Source organism: Helicobacter muridarum, assembly GCF_000765805.2.
Taxonomy (GTDB): domain Bacteria; phylum Campylobacterota; class Campylobacteria; order Campylobacterales; family Helicobacteraceae; genus Helicobacter_A; species Helicobacter_A muridarum.
On record NZ_JRPD02000029.1, the window covers coordinates 1 to 19419 of the forward strand.

The 19419-nt window shown below is 32.3% G+C and carries 10 protein-coding genes; 7 read left to right on the forward strand and 3 right to left on the reverse strand.

The genetic code is table 11. The annotated features are described in order from the left end of the window. Positions 1-462: 462 nt before the first annotated feature. The 3 genes from LS73_RS08785 to LS73_RS08800 all read left to right on the forward strand — a co-directional run bounded on the left by LS73_RS08785 (position 463) and on the right by LS73_RS08800 (position 5080). On the forward strand, positions 463-2133 hold the full coding sequence (locus LS73_RS08785; RefSeq protein WP_034557014.1) for a portal protein: 1671 nt from the start codon (positions 463-465) through the stop codon (positions 2131-2133). A 205-nt stretch (positions 2134-2338) separates the two neighbouring features. Then, complete coding sequence (locus LS73_RS10335) at positions 2339-3232, forward strand: PKD domain-containing protein (RefSeq protein ID WP_034557018.1); 894 nt, start codon at positions 2339-2341, stop codon at positions 3230-3232. 81 nt (positions 3233-3313) lie between these two features. Continuing rightward, the gene (locus LS73_RS08800; protein ID WP_034557020.1) at positions 3314-5080 is read left to right on the forward strand and encodes an ATP-binding protein; all 1767 of its coding nucleotides are present in this window, start codon (positions 3314-3316) and stop codon (positions 5078-5080) included. Positions 5081-5105: 25 nt separating this feature from the next. Here LS73_RS08800 and LS73_RS08805 read toward each other — a convergent pair whose 3' ends face one another. Together LS73_RS08805 and LS73_RS08810 are read right to left on the reverse strand one after the other, a co-directional pair. Beyond that, complete coding sequence (locus LS73_RS08805) at positions 5106-6644, reverse strand: hypothetical protein (protein ID WP_034557021.1); 1539 nt, start codon at positions 6642-6644, stop codon at positions 5106-5108. Positions 6645-6681: 37 nt separating this feature from the next. Beyond that, entirely contained in the window at positions 6682-12540 is a 5859-nt protein-coding gene (locus LS73_RS08810) for a PBECR2 nuclease fold domain-containing protein (protein ID WP_034557023.1), read from the reverse strand. A 330-nt stretch (positions 12541-12870) separates the two neighbouring features. Here LS73_RS08810 and LS73_RS08815 point away from each other — a divergent pair, with 330 nt between their 5' ends. Beyond that, on the forward strand, positions 12871-13755 hold the full coding sequence (locus LS73_RS08815; RefSeq protein WP_034558066.1) for a hypothetical protein: 885 nt from the start codon (positions 12871-12873) through the stop codon (positions 13753-13755). Between the two features lie 805 nt (positions 13756-14560). Here LS73_RS08815 and LS73_RS08820 read toward each other — a convergent pair. Next, positions 14561-15049, reverse strand: coding sequence for a hypothetical protein (locus LS73_RS08820; protein ID WP_034556771.1), 489 nt, complete (start codon positions 15047-15049; stop codon positions 14561-14563). Positions 15050-15177: 128 nt separating this feature from the next. Here LS73_RS08820 and LS73_RS08825 point away from each other — a divergent pair, with 128 nt between their 5' ends. From LS73_RS08825 to LS73_RS08835, 3 genes are read left to right on the forward strand one after another with little or no spacing between them, the layout of a single operon-like run. Continuing rightward, on the forward strand, positions 15178-15948 hold the full coding sequence (locus LS73_RS08825) for a hypothetical protein (RefSeq protein ID WP_104692238.1): 771 nt from the start codon (positions 15178-15180) through the stop codon (positions 15946-15948). A gap of 17 nt (positions 15949-15965) precedes the next feature. Next, positions 15966-16412, forward strand: a complete 447-nt coding sequence (locus LS73_RS08830) for a hypothetical protein (protein WP_034556769.1) — start codon at positions 15966-15968, stop codon at positions 16410-16412. A gap of 20 nt (positions 16413-16432) precedes the next feature. Then, the gene (locus tag LS73_RS08835) at positions 16433-17938 is read left to right on the forward strand and encodes a hypothetical protein (RefSeq protein ID WP_034556768.1); all 1506 of its coding nucleotides are present in this window, start codon (positions 16433-16435) and stop codon (positions 17936-17938) included. Positions 17939-19419 lie beyond the last annotated feature (1481 nt).

The window sequence follows — 19419 nt, forward strand, 5'->3', positions numbered from 1 at the left end:
CTCTATTTGTCATGTTGAGCCTCTATTTGTCATGTTGAGCGAAGCGAAACATCTATATTAACTAGATTCTTCAATCGCTATGCTCATTCAGAATGACCTCGTCATGTTGAGGGCAAAGCGAAGCTTCTTTAGTAAAGCCCGAAACATCTATATTGACTAGATTCTTCACCTAAAGGTTCAGAATGACAAAAGGTAAAGGTTAAGACATAACAAGATAATTATATTGAGAATGACAAGGCACAAGGCATATTGAGACATGACAAGCTCACTTGCTTCCATATTTATCACCACCCAGCCCCTTTTTTCTTAAGCTAGAATCAGGGGTATTTGCTACTTAAGTTGGTAGCTTAAGTAGCAATGAATTATATTTTAATTTATGTTTCTATATTATTACATTTTACGCTATTTATAAAAATCTAATATTTACTTATAATAATTTAATACTCTTAGTTGGTTATAAGAATGAAAAAAGAACTTCATGATGAGCTTATGCAAAGCCTTAGTGAATCTATTATGCTAAATAAGGAAGCAATGGACGAATTTGAACTAGCAAAGCAATATTATGAAGGCAATCAATTAGATCCATATACATTAAGCATTTTGGAGCAAAGAGGACAGCCGCCTTTATATGAGAATCTCTATGCAATGCTAGGCGAAAAGCTACTAGGCTATAAACTCAATGCTAATACAGAGTTGCAAGCAATAGGATTCCAAAAGCAAGATAGAGCGACAGCTGAAATCATTACAAATATCCTAAAAAGCATCACACAAACAAAGGAATATCAAATCACAAAGCAGCAATGCGATTTAGATTTAATGCTTGGAATATGTGCTTGTGAGATATGGCTAAAAGAGAGTAGAGATAAAGAAGATTTGGTTATTAGCATAAGACATATTCCTATGTATTCCCTATACATTGACCCATATTCGCAAAAAGAAGATGCAAGCGATGCAAAATACTTTCATAAAGTCTTATTCATGGACAGTAAGGAAGCAAAGAAGCGATATGGAGATAAGCAATTTAAGGAATATTCAAATTCAGAGAATGGAGCGAGAAAAAGAGTTCGCTTTTATGAAAGCTTTGTTAAAAATATTGAAACAAATCAATATGATAGATATATTTGGAATGATAATGAAATTATTAGCATTGAGAAAAATCCCTTTGATGTAAGCTTCTGTCCTATTGTTGTGCGAAAGCTATATATAGATAGTCAAAATAGATTTTATGGCATATTTAGAAATATTAAGCCCTTTCAAGATTATATTAACTTCGCAGAGAACAGAATGGCAAATATGCTAGGCTCTCAAAAGATTCTATATGAGAGAAGTGCGATTTATAACGCAGATGAATTTGCAAAACAAGTAAGCCTAGATAATGCAGTAGTAGGAGTTGAAGATGGGGCTTTAGCAAGCAATAAGATTATCTTTCAAAATCATACCAATGACTTAAGTGCCCTATCTCAAAAGAGTGAGCAAAAAAGAGCCTTAGCAAAAATGCAAATGGGATTTAATGATGAAGCTTTGGGACAGAATATGAGTAGAGCTAGTGGCGTAGTAGTGCAGCAAAGAACAAACGCTGGGCTTGTGGGGATACAAAGATTCTTAATGAGTAGTGATTTGTTTGATAAACAAGTATTTTCATGTTGTATTGAACTCATAACAAAATACTTTACTACAAATCAAATCTTTAGAATTGTAGAGCAAGATGTATTTGAGGAATATTTTGAAATTAATGGCAAAAATGGGGAAAATAAAATCAATGTAGGACATTATGATATAAACATCGAGACTAAGCCTAAGAATAACTCAAATAGAGATGAGAGATTTGCACAATGGGTAGAGCTTATTAAAAGCGGCTTCATTCCACAAGAATATATGAAAGATATTATTCCCCTAGTGCTAGATGATTCAGATTCTAATGTAGCAAATCAAGTCAAAAGATTATTAGCTAAGAAAATGCAAGAAGAAGCAAATAATCCTATGGCACAGCAAATGCAGCAATTACAAATGCAAATGCAACAACTACAAGCACAAGTATTACAAGCCACAGCAAGAGAAAAAGAAGCTAAGGCTATAAAATATCAAGCTCAAGCAAATGACCCAAATATCACCCTGCCAAAAGGTGATAAATAAAAAGGATAAATATGTTGTTATATATTCAATGTCTTGCTTTATTACTTATTTTTTTTAACTTTCTATTGCTTTTATTCGCTGTGCCTCAATCACGCACTTTTACAGCTATAAACTCTATACTTAATTTCTTTTTCTGTCTTTCTTTATTCTTAGCAATAGAGAATGAATATTTGTATTTGCATCTGCCACAATAAAAAGGGCTAAAATGGATAAAGATATTAAAAATCTAACACTTAAGAAATTTAAAGAAAACTTTGATTTTATAGAATCTACTATGCAAAATAGCAAAATGTATACAGAAGCTTTTAAATCCTTTCAAGAAGGTATGAAAGATTATGCTTTTAGTGATGACCAAAAAGCCCAAGCTTTGGCTACTTTCATAAGCCAAGTCTTTCAGAGTGGATTCCAAATTGCAGTGCAAACTGCTTTAAGCATAGATTTAAATGAAATACAAACAAGAGATGCACAAAATAAAAGTGCATTAGAAATCTTAGGAATACAAAAAGATGTTACTTCAAAGGCAAATGCTGCAAAAGAATCTTTTTACAGAGTGCAAGCAAGTAAAATGCAAGCCGCACAGCTGCAAGCCCAAGCCTTGCAAGATAAGATAAAGGCTGAAGTCTTGCATAAAAGTAGCAATGATAACGCACAGATTAATAAAGCAAATTGCATGGTAAGCTATCAAAATGTAATGGGTAATGTGAATAAGCCTCAATTAATTACGCAATATCAAATGCAGAAAGAAACCGTTAATGCGCTAAAAGCAATAGGAGAAGCTAGAATTAATGATTATACAAAAGAGCTAGATAAGGTAAAGATTCCAGAATTTAGTGAAGAGCAAGATACAAATGTAATAGAAATCTATGCCACAAAGCAAATTGTAAGCATAGAAGAGCCTATTAGTTTTATTGTAATTTCAAGCATTGAGCTAGAGAGTGTTGTATGGAATTTTGGTGATAATAATTATGGTTTAGGTTATAATGTGATATATGCCTATAAACAAAGCGGCGAATATAAAGTAAATATGAATGCAACTCTTAGTCTAAAGGATAATGAAAGCAAGCAATACCAAAGAAGCCTAGATATAATTGTTAAGTGATTACACAAGTTAAAAAGTGCAAATCTATAAATCATTCTATGAGATAGAATCTTAGGAGTTTAATAATGTGGAGAAGTGAGTATGGACGTAAATATACAAGCAGTTGTAGAACAATTAAAAAATATCAAGGTTCATAATGTAATATTTGAATTAATAATGAATGCGATACAGGCAAATGCCACCAATATCGAACTTAAAATTATAGCCCCTAGTTTAATTAAAAAAAATAAAACACCCTATATAGATAAAATAGAAGTGATTGATAATGGCGATGGTTTTAATCAGGAAAATATAAAATCTTTTGGGGAATATCGTAGTAATTATAAAAAATCATTAGGCTGCAAGGGTATAGGAAGATTTATGTATCTGAAACTTTTTAAAAATGTAGAGGTTATAAGTAAAAATAAAGAGTTTAATTTTACTTATAATGGTATGACAGAGCCTAAAGAGCGAGACTTTTATGATAAAACAAAAGTAATTTTATCAAATCCAAAAGAGAAATTTTCTATTGATTTTTCCAAGATTAAAAAACAAATTAAAGAGCATTTTTTGCCTTATTTTAAAACAGGAAGCAAAGATATTAAAATAGATATTTATAGAGATAATGAGTGTATAGATAATATTAAGAGTAATGAAATACCACATTTTGAAAAGAAAGAATTTAAAATTAAAAATTATTCTTTTAGCATATCATATCTTTTTGGAGAAAATGATTTTAAAAATGAGGGATTTTATGTCGCAAACAATAGGGTTGTGATAAAAAATTCAGATTTAGACCAAGAAAGTAAATATAACTTGCCAAAAGAAAAAGATTTAAGAATATTTTATATTTTAGAATCTGATTATTTTGATAAGAATGTTAATGATGAAAGAAATGAATTACAGATTTATCCTAAACGAAGAAATTCACTTGAGTTTGAAGATTTAAACTGGAATGAGATATATGATGAATTAGAAAATCAGCTTAAAGTTATTTATAGAGAGCATAATTTTGATATAGAAAACAAAATTAAAGAAAACAGAAAAAAGTCAATTAAGGAATTGCCATATCTTGGAGCGTATTTTGAAAACAGAAATGAATTAAATTTAAATGATATGCTAGAAAATGCCAAGAAAGAATTTAACGATGATAAGGATTTTTTAAGAGATGATAGAAATAAAGCAAAAGGAAACTATGAATCCAAGCTAACCAAAGTAACACAAGCAGAATTAGCTGAATATGTATTTGATAGAAATAAATTAATTCAACGATTAAAAAACTCTGTTGATAAAGGTAGTATAGAAGCTGAAATTCATAATTTGTTTATGCCCCAAAAAACATCTGATGATAAGCAAAATTATAGAAGCAATAATGTTTGGTTATTTGATGATAGATTTATGTGCTATGATAAAATTTTTAGCGATATACAGATTAAGGATATTTTTCCAGAGTTATACAAGAATATACAAAGACCTGATTTGCTAAGCATTATTTCCAATACTTATGAAAAAGATAAGATAAACGATATTTTGTTGATAGAATTTAAAAGACCTGAAGCAAAGAAAGAATATTTTGCAATAGCACATCAACAAATTCTTAGCTATGCTGCAATGATTAATGAAGTTTATTCTCAAAAAAAGGTAAGAATTTGGGCTTATGGATTTTTAAAATTTAACGATGAAGTTTTAAAAAGTCTTATTAGAGATGATTATAATCAGATATATACAAATACTCATTTTCCAATTTGTTATAAATATAATCAAGCAAATAATATAATAGTTCATTTTATGGATTATAATTCTTTGATTTGTGATGCGGAGAATAGAAATCAGTTATTTTTGGATATTTTAAGAGGAAAATATTTATGATGACTCTTATGCCAAACTTCCTCCTCTACACTCGCCATCTTGGTAGTGAGTAGTATGTATCTCTTAAGCCGCTTTGAACCTCTATGCTTTTTGCTTGTCTGTATGGATATATATCACTCTGCCATGTAATGCCGCTTAACGCATCAATGCAATTATCATCATTTGCTTTTCTATCTGGATTATATTTGCGTAATTCTTGCTGTATTTGCGATATGCCTCTAGCATTCTTTCTAATCTTTAATCTATTTTGATTCCAAGCTGGAAGTAGCGTTGCTATTTTTTCATGCTTGCTTAGATTTTGCGGGACTTTAAAGGTTTTAATGATATTTGTTAGCACTCTTTTACCTTCCCTTTGCCTTTGTGCATTAAGTATTAGTATCTGCTTTTGCAAGTTTGATTCTAAGGTAATGCCGCCTCCTTTTGGCTCTATCCTAACTTCTGCACTCTCGTATTCACTCATCATAATAAAGCTTTGCTCTATGAATTCTTGATGATTCCATTTCCCATAAAAGCAATCTAGCAGCACAATTAAAGGTAGCTCATTATGATTTTGTGAGATTCCCACACATACAATAGCCCTATTATCACTTCCATCTTTGGTAGATTCTGCTGGGTCTATGAAAATATATATCTTTTGCTTTGGAATATCAAAGTCGCTTATCAAATGATTACTAAAATCGCTAATATCAAAGAATCCACCATTTGCATCATCTGGCTGTTGCTGATACTGTGCATTAAACGCATATTCTCCCATTGTTTGTTTTATCAAGGCTAATTGCTCTATTGTATGCCTTTTTGGAAATAAAGCCTCATTTGCTTCTCTTTTGTATATAAAGTTTCCTATTTTGTATGTTTTTTTCTCTGTATTTAGGGCTTCTAAATTTACTTCTTCCCACGTGTCTTTGGCTACTTCTTTCAAATAGCCTGTTAAATCGTTTTTATGTAATCTTTGCATGATTACTATCATTCTGCCCGGATTATCTTGATATGCTAAAAGCCTTGATAGAAAAGATTCTGTAAAATATGTAATGCTATTTTTGCGACTTGCTTCAGAATAACTCTCACTAGCCTTTAGCAAATCATCTGCAATTCCTATATGACAATGCTTACCTGTAATAGCTCCTCCAACTGTTGTAGCAAATAATCCTCCACCTTTATCATTAAACCACTGTTCTGCCTTATCCATAATAAGCTTTGAATTTGCAAATAAGCCCCTATAAGTCTTTGACTTAAAGAAATCTCTTGTCTCAACACTCACACTTTTACTTAGCTCATCACCATAGCTAGCATAAATGAATTTGATATTTGGATACAAGCCTAGCGCATAAGGAATAAAACATCTTGCAACAATTTCAGTCTTACCATAGCTTGGCGGCATTGAAATTATTACATTATGTAATTGCCCTTGTAATATCAAATGCAAAATCTCGCACAAATATCCATAATGCCAATTATCTAAAAATGGCATGCTGTAATAAAATTCAAATTTGTATTTGACAAATTCGTATAAATTACGCCTTGCTAATTCTCTCCTAAGAAGTATATGTTCGCTAAATTCTGTCATGTAAGCCCTATTGTTTGCTTTTTACTTAATCAACATATCAATAATCATATTTCTTTTGCAATATGTCTTTATATTCTTCTCCATATATACTTTCTACTAATTCTATTTCTCTATCACTAGCCTTATTTAGAAATACATTCAACTCTGCTAACTCTGCTTGCTTATTATTTAACTCTTTTCTAGCATTGCTTAAATCTGCTTTATTTGCTAATTCTAAGGCTTTTTTAGCTTTACTTAGAGCTTCTTTTTCTTGTGTGAGCTTTCCTTGCAAGCCATATTTCAAAGAATCATTTTTTACTCTATTGATAAAATTATTCAATCGTTGCACTATATCTGGATTTCTATACATAATTTCCTTGAAAAGCAATGTAGTTACTTCAAAGCTATGCTTTATATCATCTCCTAAATTCAGATATATGCTAGATTGTATATCTTTCTTAGCAAATAGCCTTAAGCCTCTAAAAACTCCTAAATCTAAAATCTTATCATTTGTTCGCTCAAAATCATGCAATCTATCAAGCATAATAAAATTAGCTGTATCTTTGCTGCTTAATATATCGTTTTTATACTTTGTTTTCTGCGCTTTATTCTGTTTGGCATTAGCTTTTTTATCCAAGTCTATTGTAGTATTGCCAAGACTATATGTAGTATTATTTCCTATTCTTTCTTTAAAATCTCCTATCATGCTTAATTGCTGCTGTAGTCTTTCAATATAATTTTGACTTCTTTGTATTTTTTTAGCATTTAGAGACTTTATTACTTCATTGCTACCTATCATGTTACTTAGTAAATCAATTTCTTTTTCAAGGTTAAATGTTTGCATGATTTGCTCACTATAGGGACTACTTGCTGCTTGCAATAATCCATATAAATTATCCTCACTTGTATCCTCTAGCTCTCTTGTTGCAAAGTTCAGACTTGAGATTTCTTTAATAATCTTTTGCTTTCTTTGCAAGACTTGCAACATAACTGAATCTGTCATTTCCTTTGTAATGTATGTATAGATTTTAGGTTTGATATTATAGTTATCCCATAGGATATTGCCCTGTCTTATGATTCTGCCTTCTCTTTGCTCCATATTTGCTGGTGTCCAATTCAAATCTAAATGATGAAGGGCTACTAATCTTTCTTGGAAGTTGCTTCCTGCTCCCATTTTACCTGTGCTACCTATCAATACGCGAATCTCGCCACTATTTATCTTTTGTGATAGCATTCCCTTACTTCTAGCTGTGCCTTCTTTACCATCATAATCATGCACAAAGGCTATTTCATTTTCTTTTATTCCTTTCTCTACTAATAATTCCTTTAAATCAGAATACGCGCTAAAGTTTGCTTCATGTCTTGCTAGGGCTTCTTGCAAGTTTTCTAACCTTGTAGTATATCTATCTGCCATTTCACTAGAGAGATTTTCATTTTCTAAGATGTTTGTAATTTTTTCTATCTCTTGTTTTGTTTGGGCTAGCTTTTTATCACTCATTTTCTTTTTTGGAATGCTTGTATCTAAAAAGACTAATTGAGTTCCTTTGTGTTCATTATACATATTATAATTCTGCATAATTGCATTAGCTGCCCTAGCTATCTTTCCATTCTGATTTCTCTGCAAATTTGGATTAATTAAGCGCATATCAAGACTTGCTTTATTTGCATCATTCATAATTTTTAGATGATTATCTCCTCCTTTTTGATATGCTAATTGCGGATTATCTTGTAATTCTTTTGTCCTAGCAATAATATGCTTAGCATATTCTTCTTGGTCCTTATCTTTGTCTAACATTATATTTATGCGTTCTACTTCTGGCTCTATGTTTTTTATTCCCCTCTCTATCAAATCTTTTTTCATATCTTCTTTACTCACACTATCAGTAAAAGAAAAATAATCCATTTTTAATTCGGGCAAATTTGAAAAGTCTCGCATTCTTGTTGTAGGTTTATATTCTCCTGTAGCTTTTAGCTCATACTCTGTGCTAGCATTTGCAAACATCTTGCTCCATTCATCAAAGTTATCAATGCCTTTTTCTCTCAAGCCTTTGAAGTTTAGAAATCTCTGCATTGTATAAATATCACTAATGAAATTTGTAACAGGTGTGCCTGTGGCAAATACTACTTTGCTATTTTCACTGCCATTTTGTATTTTAAGATAGGCATCAAATGCTCTATTGCTTGTTTGTGTGTTAATACCTCTAACATTTATTTGGCTTGTATGAATTGGAAGCGACTTTAGATAATGTGCCTCATCAAACAAAAGCATATCAATTCCTAAATCCTCATAAAATACACTTACATCATCTTTTTTTAAATCTTGAATGTATTTTGTGATTTTCTCTTGAATTTTTGCAATTTTATTTGCTACTGCCTTAATTTTTCTTTTAGGTGTGTTTGGGTCTTGTTGCAAATTGCTTAATATTTTTTCTAATTGGCTTATTTCTTGCTCATAGTATTGTTTAAAAGCTTCTGGTCTGACATTCATATTCTCAAATGCTGTATAGGTTGTTATAACTAAATCATAATCATTATTTTTTATTTGGGCTAGCTGTATATTTTTATCCTTTTTGCTTATGGCTTGCACGACTTTAATACGTGCTTGTGGATAAAGCTTCCTTGCTTCGCTTGCTAATTGTGTAGCAATATGATTTGGCATGACTATCATGCTATTTTGAATTAAGCCCAAACGCTTTGCTTCAATAGCACTTGCTATCATTGTATAAGTTTTTCCTGTGCCTACTTCATGAGCTAATAAGGTATTACTTTGACTAAGGATTCTAAATACTGCATTCTTTTGATGTGTTCTTAATATAATATCTTTATTACTACCAATAAGGCTTAAATGGCTGCCATCATATTTTCTTAGCACTGTAGTATTAAAAATATCATTATATTCCTTTTGTGCTTTTATAGCAAACGAATCATTGCTTATAATATAGTCTTTGAATTCTTTTGTAAGCTGCTTTTTTAGGTTTTCTAAGGCTAGGCTAGAGCTTGGGTCTTTGAATATTTTTACTTTATCTCCTATGGTCCTACTTGCTTGCACGCTTAAAGTCTTATTATTAAACATATCTTCTAAGTAATTAATTGCATTAATATGACTTATACCTGTATTTTCTGCAAATGCTTTACTTGTTTGAATAATCAAATCAGATCTACTACTAGCCTCTGGATTTATTATATCAACACTCCAACCCAAGCCTCTTGTATAAGAAGTTTGCGCTTTTATATCCAATATATCTTGTAGAAATCCATCAGTAATTTCTTTAGAGAGCCAATTCGCTCCTAATGGAATCTTTATGTAGGGGATTTCAATATCTGGTGGAATAACATTTTGTAAATCTTGCAAAGCTTGTGTTTGATAATTGGCTATTGTCTTATCCTTGCTAAGTCTGACATTCCCATTTTCATCATAGAAATCTTTTAATTTCTCTTTTACATTACCGCTTAGAAATTTATCTTTATCAATTAGATTTCCTTCAATATCTATATACATATATTTGTTATCTAATAGTTGCTTTTGTGCCTGTTTTTGCGTTATTCCTAATAGCTCGCTTATTCTTTCATAATCAATTTTCCCATATTCATTTAAGCTTATATGCAGGGCATCATCTAAGGAATTAGCACTTTGCGGTCTTACATAGGGGTAATTTACCCTTTCATTCAAAATTTGCGCTTTTTGGCTACCTATTACTACCTTTTTGCCACTTTTTAACTCTTTTATAATAGGTCCTGTTTCTAATGCAAATATTTCAAAGCTACTATCATCAAGCAAGCTAAAAGCCTTAAAAGTATCATTAATTCTATTATTTATATTTCTAAAGCTTTTATTGCTGCCTAAGAGGTTTTGATATTTCTCATTTACAGCCTTGCGCAATACTTCTACATAATTATCATTGCTATCTAAATCTCTTTCAGCATTATGTAGCTTTTGCAGCGCATTTTTAAGCTGTTGTATTTTTGGAATCTGTTCTTCATATTGCTTTACTCTTTTAGCTATGCTCTCCTCTCTCCAATCTGTTAGCTCTTTTAATTGATTTGTATAATATTGTGTGTCTTTTTGCGCTCTTTCTTGATAGCCCTCTTCATAGTAGCTCTTATGATATTGTTTCATATCATTATAGCCATTTGGAGTCTTAAGCTCTAAGCCATCTTTTTGTATATAGGATTGAAGATTAAGATTTGAGGGATTATAGACTCCATTATCTTTAGTAGCAATTTGCATATTCCCAAAGGCATCTTTTATTGTGGTAAGTTCTCCTAAGATATGCTTAGGATTGTTTGCAAAGTAATTAGATAAAGTTGCTTCTTTATAGGGTGAAGAGTTGATAAAGCTATCAGTTAGACTAGATTGCACATATTCCTCTCCATTATCAAATTTTCTAAATACAAGTATATCTGTGGTAACTTTTGCATCTTTGAATGCTGTATTTGGAAGTCTCACTCCTCCTAAGAATTTCGCAATTTTTGCTATTGCTTGCCTTGTGCTAGAATCTTTTGCATCCATGAAGTTATGCGTAACAATTTGGATAGAGATTCCATTGGGGCGTAGCTTTTGTATGCCTTCTAGCATGAAATAATTATGAATTGATTTGCCTTGTATCTTTGTGTTGCCATAAGGTGGATTGCCTATTACTACATCATATTTGAGTTTATTTGCAAGCTTTGCACTTTGAAAGGGCGCATTCTCGATTATATGCTTAGGATACAAAGTCTTTGCAATAGCCGCACTTATTGAATCTAGCTCTACTGCTATAATATTGTTATCTTGTGGTAGAAAGCCTAAGAATCTCCCACTGCCAGCACTAGGCTCTAGGATATTGCTATCCTTTTTTAATCCTAAGCTTTTAACAAGATTTACCATACTTTCAATAATTGGTGTAGGCGTGAAGTAGGCATCATTGCTATTTCTTAATAGCTGTGCAATAGTTATTTCATTATTAAGAATTGAGTTAGATTTAATATTTTTACTTAAAGATTCTAAGAGTTGCTGCAAATGTGTATAGCGAGAATCTTTTGCTTTAATAATATCAATAAGCTCATTGCTAGCCTTACCAAAGCCTCTAAAATTACTTAAGACATCTCTTTGTTGTGGAGTTAATTCATCTAGGATTTTGTTTTGATTTGATTGCAAGATAGAATCTAGGGCTTCAAGAGCTTTGATATTTTGATTATATGCAAGCTTTGCGCTTGCTGTATCTTGTAGATGAATAGCATTTGTGGTAGAATGGGGATTGTCAATCTTGTTGGCTGGAGATTTGCCAGTCTGTAAAAGCGTATCAGTGTAGAAAATTGACTTGGCGTTTGGAGATTGATAGATTATTTTAGCCCCATTTTCTACTTTATTTTTTAAGATATTTTGTTTTTTAGGTGCGTTAGATATAACGACAAAATAATCCTGCGTTTCTAAGTTAACACTTGTGAAATACTGCTTATCTTCTATTTGCTTTGCTAAAATAAGCATATTATCTATATCCTTAATAACCATCTCAGGGCTATCTAATGTTTCTTTTATCTGTGGTAAATACTTCTCTCTATCTCTTTCTACAAGTTTTAATAAGCTTCCTTTGGTTAGCCTTATCTCCTTATCTCCTAAAGCTTGCTTTATCTCTTGGCTATGTTTTGGGATATAGCTTTGGTCTAGATTATCAAGCCCAAAAGTCTTTAGCCATTGCTCTTGTGTTTCTTTGGTTAATATTCTTGTTTTGCCTGTTTTGTCTGTGAATAGAATGTCTTGATTAATAACGTCTTTTGGTTTTGGTCCACTAATATCTATAAGCTTATCGCCTTGCTTGATTTGTGTATAGCCTTTGCTTCTTAGAATCTGATATATATCTTTTGATGTATGTTTTTGTGGATATTTTTCTAGTAAAAGCTTTTGTAATTTATCTAAGCAAAGAAGTTTCGCACTCATTAGTATGCCTTTCTAAAGAAACCTTGACCTTGTCATGTTGAGCCTCTCCCCTGTCATGTTGAGCGAAGCGAAACATCTATCCCCTGTCATGTTTGGCTTTGTCTTTTGTCATGTTGAGCAAGCCCTCTTGTCATGTTGAGGGCAAGCCCGAAACATCTATATTGACTAGATTCTTCACCTAGCAAGCTAGGTTCAGAATGACAAGATAAAGGTTCAGAATGACTTGTTTTGCTTATCATAATGTATTTATAATTTTTTATAAATAGCGTAATACGCTATTCTTTTTGCTTAAAAAAGCTATATAATTTATCTAAAATCATTAGGATAGTTATGAAACAAGCAAATCAAATACAAGTATCAACCATAGCCAAGCCTAGAGCTATGTATGGAAAGCTTTTTACAGAAAATACACTTAAAGCAAATGCTAGCAATACTTCAAATTGGATTCCTAGACAACCTAAAATTACAGAAAAAACACTTTTTTCTCACTCATTTGAAGCTTTTAGCGATAGGTCTTATTTTGAATTTGCAAGTTTTAGTAGTAATGGTGAGTTTGTCGCTCCAAGTAGTGGCACACTAGCTATTGTCTTTTTACAAGGTGGGAATGGTAAAAAAGTATTAGATGCAAGTGGAGATAGAAGTGGAGAAATTCAAATCGCACAATGGACTGACAAAGGAAACAATGGAAGCTATAGGCTAGCAGATGGCAAGGGTGACCAGCTATATGCACAAGTAGGCGGCGGGAGATGGGATAGAGTATGGAATCGAGTAACTGTTTATGTTATTTACACCTATGCTATGGATATAAGGAATAATGGCGAGCCCTCTAGCTTTGGGAGATATAAGAGCGTGCTAGGTGGACATAGCAATAGAGGCGGAGTAAAAAGGCAGCTGCATTTAGTAAATGAAAACAGAACATGGACGGGGCGAAGATTTCGCGACAATGGATATTCAGGTGTAGGTAATATTTTTAATGAATACATGGATACACCTACAACAGGTGAGATAGGCTTTACAATCGTAAGATTACAGCCTAATGAAGTCGTGCCTATTAGCGTTGGAAGTGGTGGGCATGTTAGCGTGAGCTATCTTAAAACTCTAAAAGATAGCAAGGGTAGAAATATAGATTTAGATAATGCTAGCGTTAATGATGTGATAGGGCATATACCAATACTTAAAGCCTCAACTACTAAAAGACACACAGACGCAAGTTAGTGCATAAAATGCACTAACTCAAAGCGAAGCTTCTTTAGTAAAGCGAAGCTTCTTTAGTAAAGCCAAGTTTCTTTAGTAAAAATCATGTCATTCTGAACCTTCTTGTCATTATGAATATAATATCTTGTCATGTCTTAACCTTTACCTCTTGTCATTCTGAACCTAGCTTGCTAGGTGAACAACATGACAAAGTCATTCTGAAAGAGCGTAGCGATTGAAGAATCTATATTAAATAGATGTTTCGCTTCGCTCAACATGACAAAAGAGAAGGGCTCAACATGACAAGGGAGAGGCTTAGCATGACAAAAGAGAAGGGCTCAACATGACGAAACAGAAAGCGAAACATCACGAAAGAGCTTGTCATTCTTATTATTTTAGGACAACCTTTCTTGTCATGTTTAGTAAAGCCAAGTTTCTTTAGTAAAAATCATGTCATTCTGAACCTTCTTGTCATTATGAATATAATATCTTGTCATGTCTTAACCTTTACCTCTTGTCATTCTGAACCTAGCTTGCTAGGTGAACAACATGACAAAGTCATTCTGAAAGAGCGTAGCGATTGAAGAATCTATATTAAATAGATGTTTCGGGCTTGCCCTCAACATGACGAGGGGGTAGATGTTTCGCTTCGCTCAACATGACGAGGGAGAGGCTTAGCATGACAAAAGAGAAGGGCTCAACATGACGAGGGAGACGCTCAACATGACGAGGGAGACGCTCAACATGACAAGAGGGCTTTACTCAACATGACAAGGGAGAGGTTCAACATAAAGTAATCTTGTCATGTCTTAACCTTTATCTTTTGTCATTCTGAACCTTTAGGTGAAGAATCTTTATCAAAAAGAATCTTACTTGCTAAAGAAACTTCGTTTTTTTGATTGCTTTCTTTTGGCTCATTAGCTTGCTCTTTTCTCCCATTAGTAAATATCGTATCCTCATCAAAATCCTCTCCATAACGCTTTTTCATCAATTTAAAGGCTTCTAGTTTCAAGGCTACCCATATAAGGGTAGTAATGTTGAAAGGCGCACCACCTATAACAATGATTGCAGTCATTTTCATGGTCTCATATTCGCTCAAAAACTCGCTGCTAAAAGCACTCACTACTGCCCATGTAACAAGTAAGCTAACAAAGAATTGCAAGCTCGCCATAAAAATCAAATAAGATACGCGGATTTTACCATTTTCATCTACAAAGTAATTTAGACCGCGTGTTAGATATTGCAGGGAGTAAAATACTGCTACTGATAAAATGGCTATGACTATGTAGTAATAATGTTTGAAAAACTCTTGCATATTTATCCTTTAGCTCACAACAAAATAAAATTATATACAAGCAAGCAACAAAGGCAAATAGCGTAAATAAATCCGCTATTTTAAAAAATTTTAAAAAAGCCTTATAATAAAGTAAAAAAGGAATTATAATGAAAGCAAAAGAAAATACAAAATATGCCCTAATACGAGATGATATGGTAGTAACTATTTTTACTAAAGAAGAAATCAGCGAATGGAATGAGAATGATATTTTAGCAATAGAGATTCCAAAAGAGTTAGAAGATAGAATAGAGGCTTATTCTACAAAATATATAGATGATACCTTTGTATTCAAAGAAAAATTTATACCTTTAGATATAGAAAATTTAGACAATAATCTCTTTGCGGCTATTAAAGAAGGCATTGTAGAAATAATCTTAACTAAAGAGGAATATAACAAGAGCATTGCAGAAAATACACAGACTTATAAAGACTATCAGATAATCCCTATTCCAAATGATAGAGAGCTAGAGATACAAACAGGCACACAATATAAAAATGGCTTTGCAGAATTAGACTTAAAAGAGCTAAAGAGCACTTACTTAGAGCATTCCAAACAATGCTATGAAAATATTAGCAATCATATGGCACTAAATACGAATGTAACTGAAATGCTATCTTGGAATTTGCAAGAAGCAGAAGCAAAAGCCTATGTAGCTTCCAAAGATTCTACACTTGCGCCTTTTATTTCACAAATCGCAAAGACAAGAGACATAAGTCTTGATGTTTTAGCGCAAAAGATTATAGAGAAATCAAATCTATATAGACAAGGCTTAAGCCAACTGTTAGGATATAAGCAAAAAATAGATTCACAAATAGAAAATGCTAAAACCAAAAGGCAAGTAAGAGAAGCAAAATTTGATATAAGTCTTTTTAGCTAATTGTATAGGGCACAATCATGACAAAACTTAGCATATCCGCATTGGGCTTATGCGTGCTAGCAATTATTAGCCTTTTTACTCTTTATACAAATTCACTCAAAAAGCTTGAGTATGAAAAGCAAAAGAATGCTAATTTGGAGGCTAGCCTAAAAACGCAAAATGAAGCTCTAACAAAATTGCAATTAGATACGCAAGCTTTTAATCAGAAACAAGAAATTTTAGAAAGTGAGGTTAGGAAGAAATATGAGGATATTATACAAAGCAGCAACAATACTAGTTCCATTGCTAATGATGTTGCTAATAGTGTTAAAAATGGAATGAGCTGTAAAGCTGATAATTCAACTGTTCGGAAATCCCGAATAGTTGAAAATGAAATCATTGCGCTAAAACAAGAAAACGCAATGTTAAAAAGAGAAATTGGCATAGCAAAAGAATTATTGAAAACAAGTCTTACAAATGAATAAATTATAAATAAGGATAAAATATGATTTCACCACAGACTACACAATTTGTATTACAAGGCTATAGCGATACGATTAAGACTAATCCAGCAGAAACAATAGGCAATACACTAGCACAAACAGGACAGGCATTAAATCAATCAATGAATGACTATACACAAAGGCAAGCACTAAATGAACAAACAAAAGCTAGTAAAATCGCAAACCAATATGAAATAGATAGATATTCACAAAGGCTTGATTTAGCAGATTTAGAAAATGAATCTTTGCGGGGTAAAAACTACTATCAAAATCTAATTAATCAAAATCAGGAAATGCAAAACGACATTACAAGACAGACAAAAAATAGTCAAATACAAGCTACAAAAGCAAGAAATCTTCTTACTACAGCTAGCGATAACTATATCAGAGACCAAACACAATTACAGCATAAATCAATACAACCACAAAGCATTTATGTAAAAGATAGCAATGGTAAATACAGACGAGCAACTCCAGCAGAAGTGAAAAATGAAGACATAACAAAATATAAAGATGCAAAAGGAAAACAATCATATAATCAATATGAAGCTATAGCAGCAAATAATGCAGCATTAAATAGAGCGTCCATTACACAGGCAGCAGGATATGGCTTCCAGAATCAAGCACAACAACAAAATCTACTAATTAAACAACAAGCATTGCAAAATGAAAGTGCAAAAGAAAGTGAACAACAGGCTAAATTGCTTAAAGCCAAAATAGACGAATTGCATAACAAAGGGAAAATAAGCGAATTACAGAAATTAACTATGCCCTATATTAAATGGGCAGATGAGAATATAGGACAAGTATATGAGATGCAAAATCTCTATTACAAACCACATTTGGATATGAATGTGCGCACACCTTATAGCACACAGAATTTAAATATCAATGGAAACTTAGCAATATCCAATGCAAACATTGATAAATTTGCAAGAGATATAGCATTGCTAAAAAGCAAACAAGGCACAGAAGAGCAAATAGAATTTGCAAAAAACAGACTAATTCAAAGCCCCAATATAAAAAAAGCTAATGAAAATCTATCAAAATTAACAGGTGGAAGTATTGAGCTAATCAATAGAGGAATTCTAGAGCAAAAAATAGAGAAAAATAGAGCTTATGAAGCATTAGGACTAATAGCAAAGGTGCTGCCCGGTGAATATCAAAGCGAAGCAATAGCAGTGCAAAAGGAATTTTCAAATAATGCTTTAAATCTAAAAATCGCTACTAAAACATTATCAGGCTCATTAAGCAATCAAGATATGCAACAAGTAAAGCAGTTACTACCAAAAATGTTTGTTGAAAATAAACTAGCAGGCTATATAAAGTTATTAAATCTAACAAACTCACAGATTAAAGCCTATGAAGAACAATTTTATGCTGGTGGTGATATAGAGATATGGGAAACTTTAAATCCAACTCATTATAATAACTACATGAGGCTAAAGAATAACTTTAACTTTCTATATAAAACGGTTTATGCATATTTGCCAGTAGATATGCAATAATTCTTATATCTCTAACTTACTTACCCATACTAACAGTAATATCATTGTTATGTAGTAATATCATGTCATGCTACCTTTCTTTTCATATTGAGCGTCTCTCTTGTCATGTTGAGCAAAGCGAAACATCTCATTAAAGCATTAGCAGCCTTTCTCTTTGCTTGGGCTTCCCTGCCTTAACTTCACCGCACATTTTACGCGGCAAATTTTTTATTTAACCTTAAATTTTACTTAAATTCGGAATGAGAAAGAAAAAGACATATAAAATAAAGTTCATGCATGTTTTTTGACTTATTTTTACAGCAACTTCTAGCATATTTTACAAGAGTGCAAAAAATTGCAAAGCAAAGCTTCTTTAGTAAAACGAAGTTTCTGCAGTCAAGGCAAAGCTTCTTTAAAAGAAATTATCAAATCTCTACCTTGTCATCTCTTTTACTAACTAAAGCTTTTAATCCTCTTGCCATGTTAAGCTTCTACCTTGTCATGTTGAGCGTTAGCGTTACATCTAATAGTCAACAATAGCAAACACTCAAATCCCGAAAAGCAAAACATCTGACTTCAGAGCAAAATAAATCTTTTTGTGTCAATTTCTAAAATTTCATGATAAATTGCAGAAAGTCCGCAAAATAGGGACTTCTAGGAGAATATGAGTTTTTTCATAGAATCTAGTTTCTATACAAATCCCGCATTTTAGGACATTGTATGGAGTTTGTGTCATGCACACAAGCAAAAAGCAAAGAAACCTAACATGATTTTATGGCGCATTTAGATTCTTATAGCTCAAAGCTAAAGCCTTTAATCCTATTATCATATTGAGGGCAAAGCGAAGCTTCTGCAGTCAAAGCCCAAAACATCTATATTAACTAGATTCTTCAATCGCTACGCTCATTCAGAATGACAAGGTGCAAGGTATATTGAGACATGACAAGCTTTCTTGTCATGTTTAGCGAAGCCCTGTTGTCATATTGAGACTTACTGCTTTCATCATGTTGAGCCTCTCTCTTGTCATGTTGAGCAAAGCGAAACATCTCTTTTATGCAACACAATCTAAAACACCAAGAGCAATACATTGACACAAAGCACAAGAGAATTTTTGTGCTTGCCAAATGTCTATGTTACCCACTCAAAGAAACAAAGCAAACCATAAGCCTTAAATCCAAGCACACAAATACAAACACAAAAGCTTTTAACATAAAAGTTACAAAAATACACAAATGGATTTTCAAGGATTTTTCAGGCACATAGGGGGGCACAATTCCCATCCCCCCTCTACTCACTCCCCCACTTATACAAATACTTTAATGATATATAAAAATAAAAATACAAAAAAATGGTTGATTTATAAATAATTTCAGCTATTATTTCTTTTGTTAAACATTTCATAGAAATTTGATTCTAATAATAAAGATATTTTAATCATTTCACTCCTTCAATATAACAAAGTAGATATTTAAGCTTTTGCTATGCAAAAGCATTAATCATAA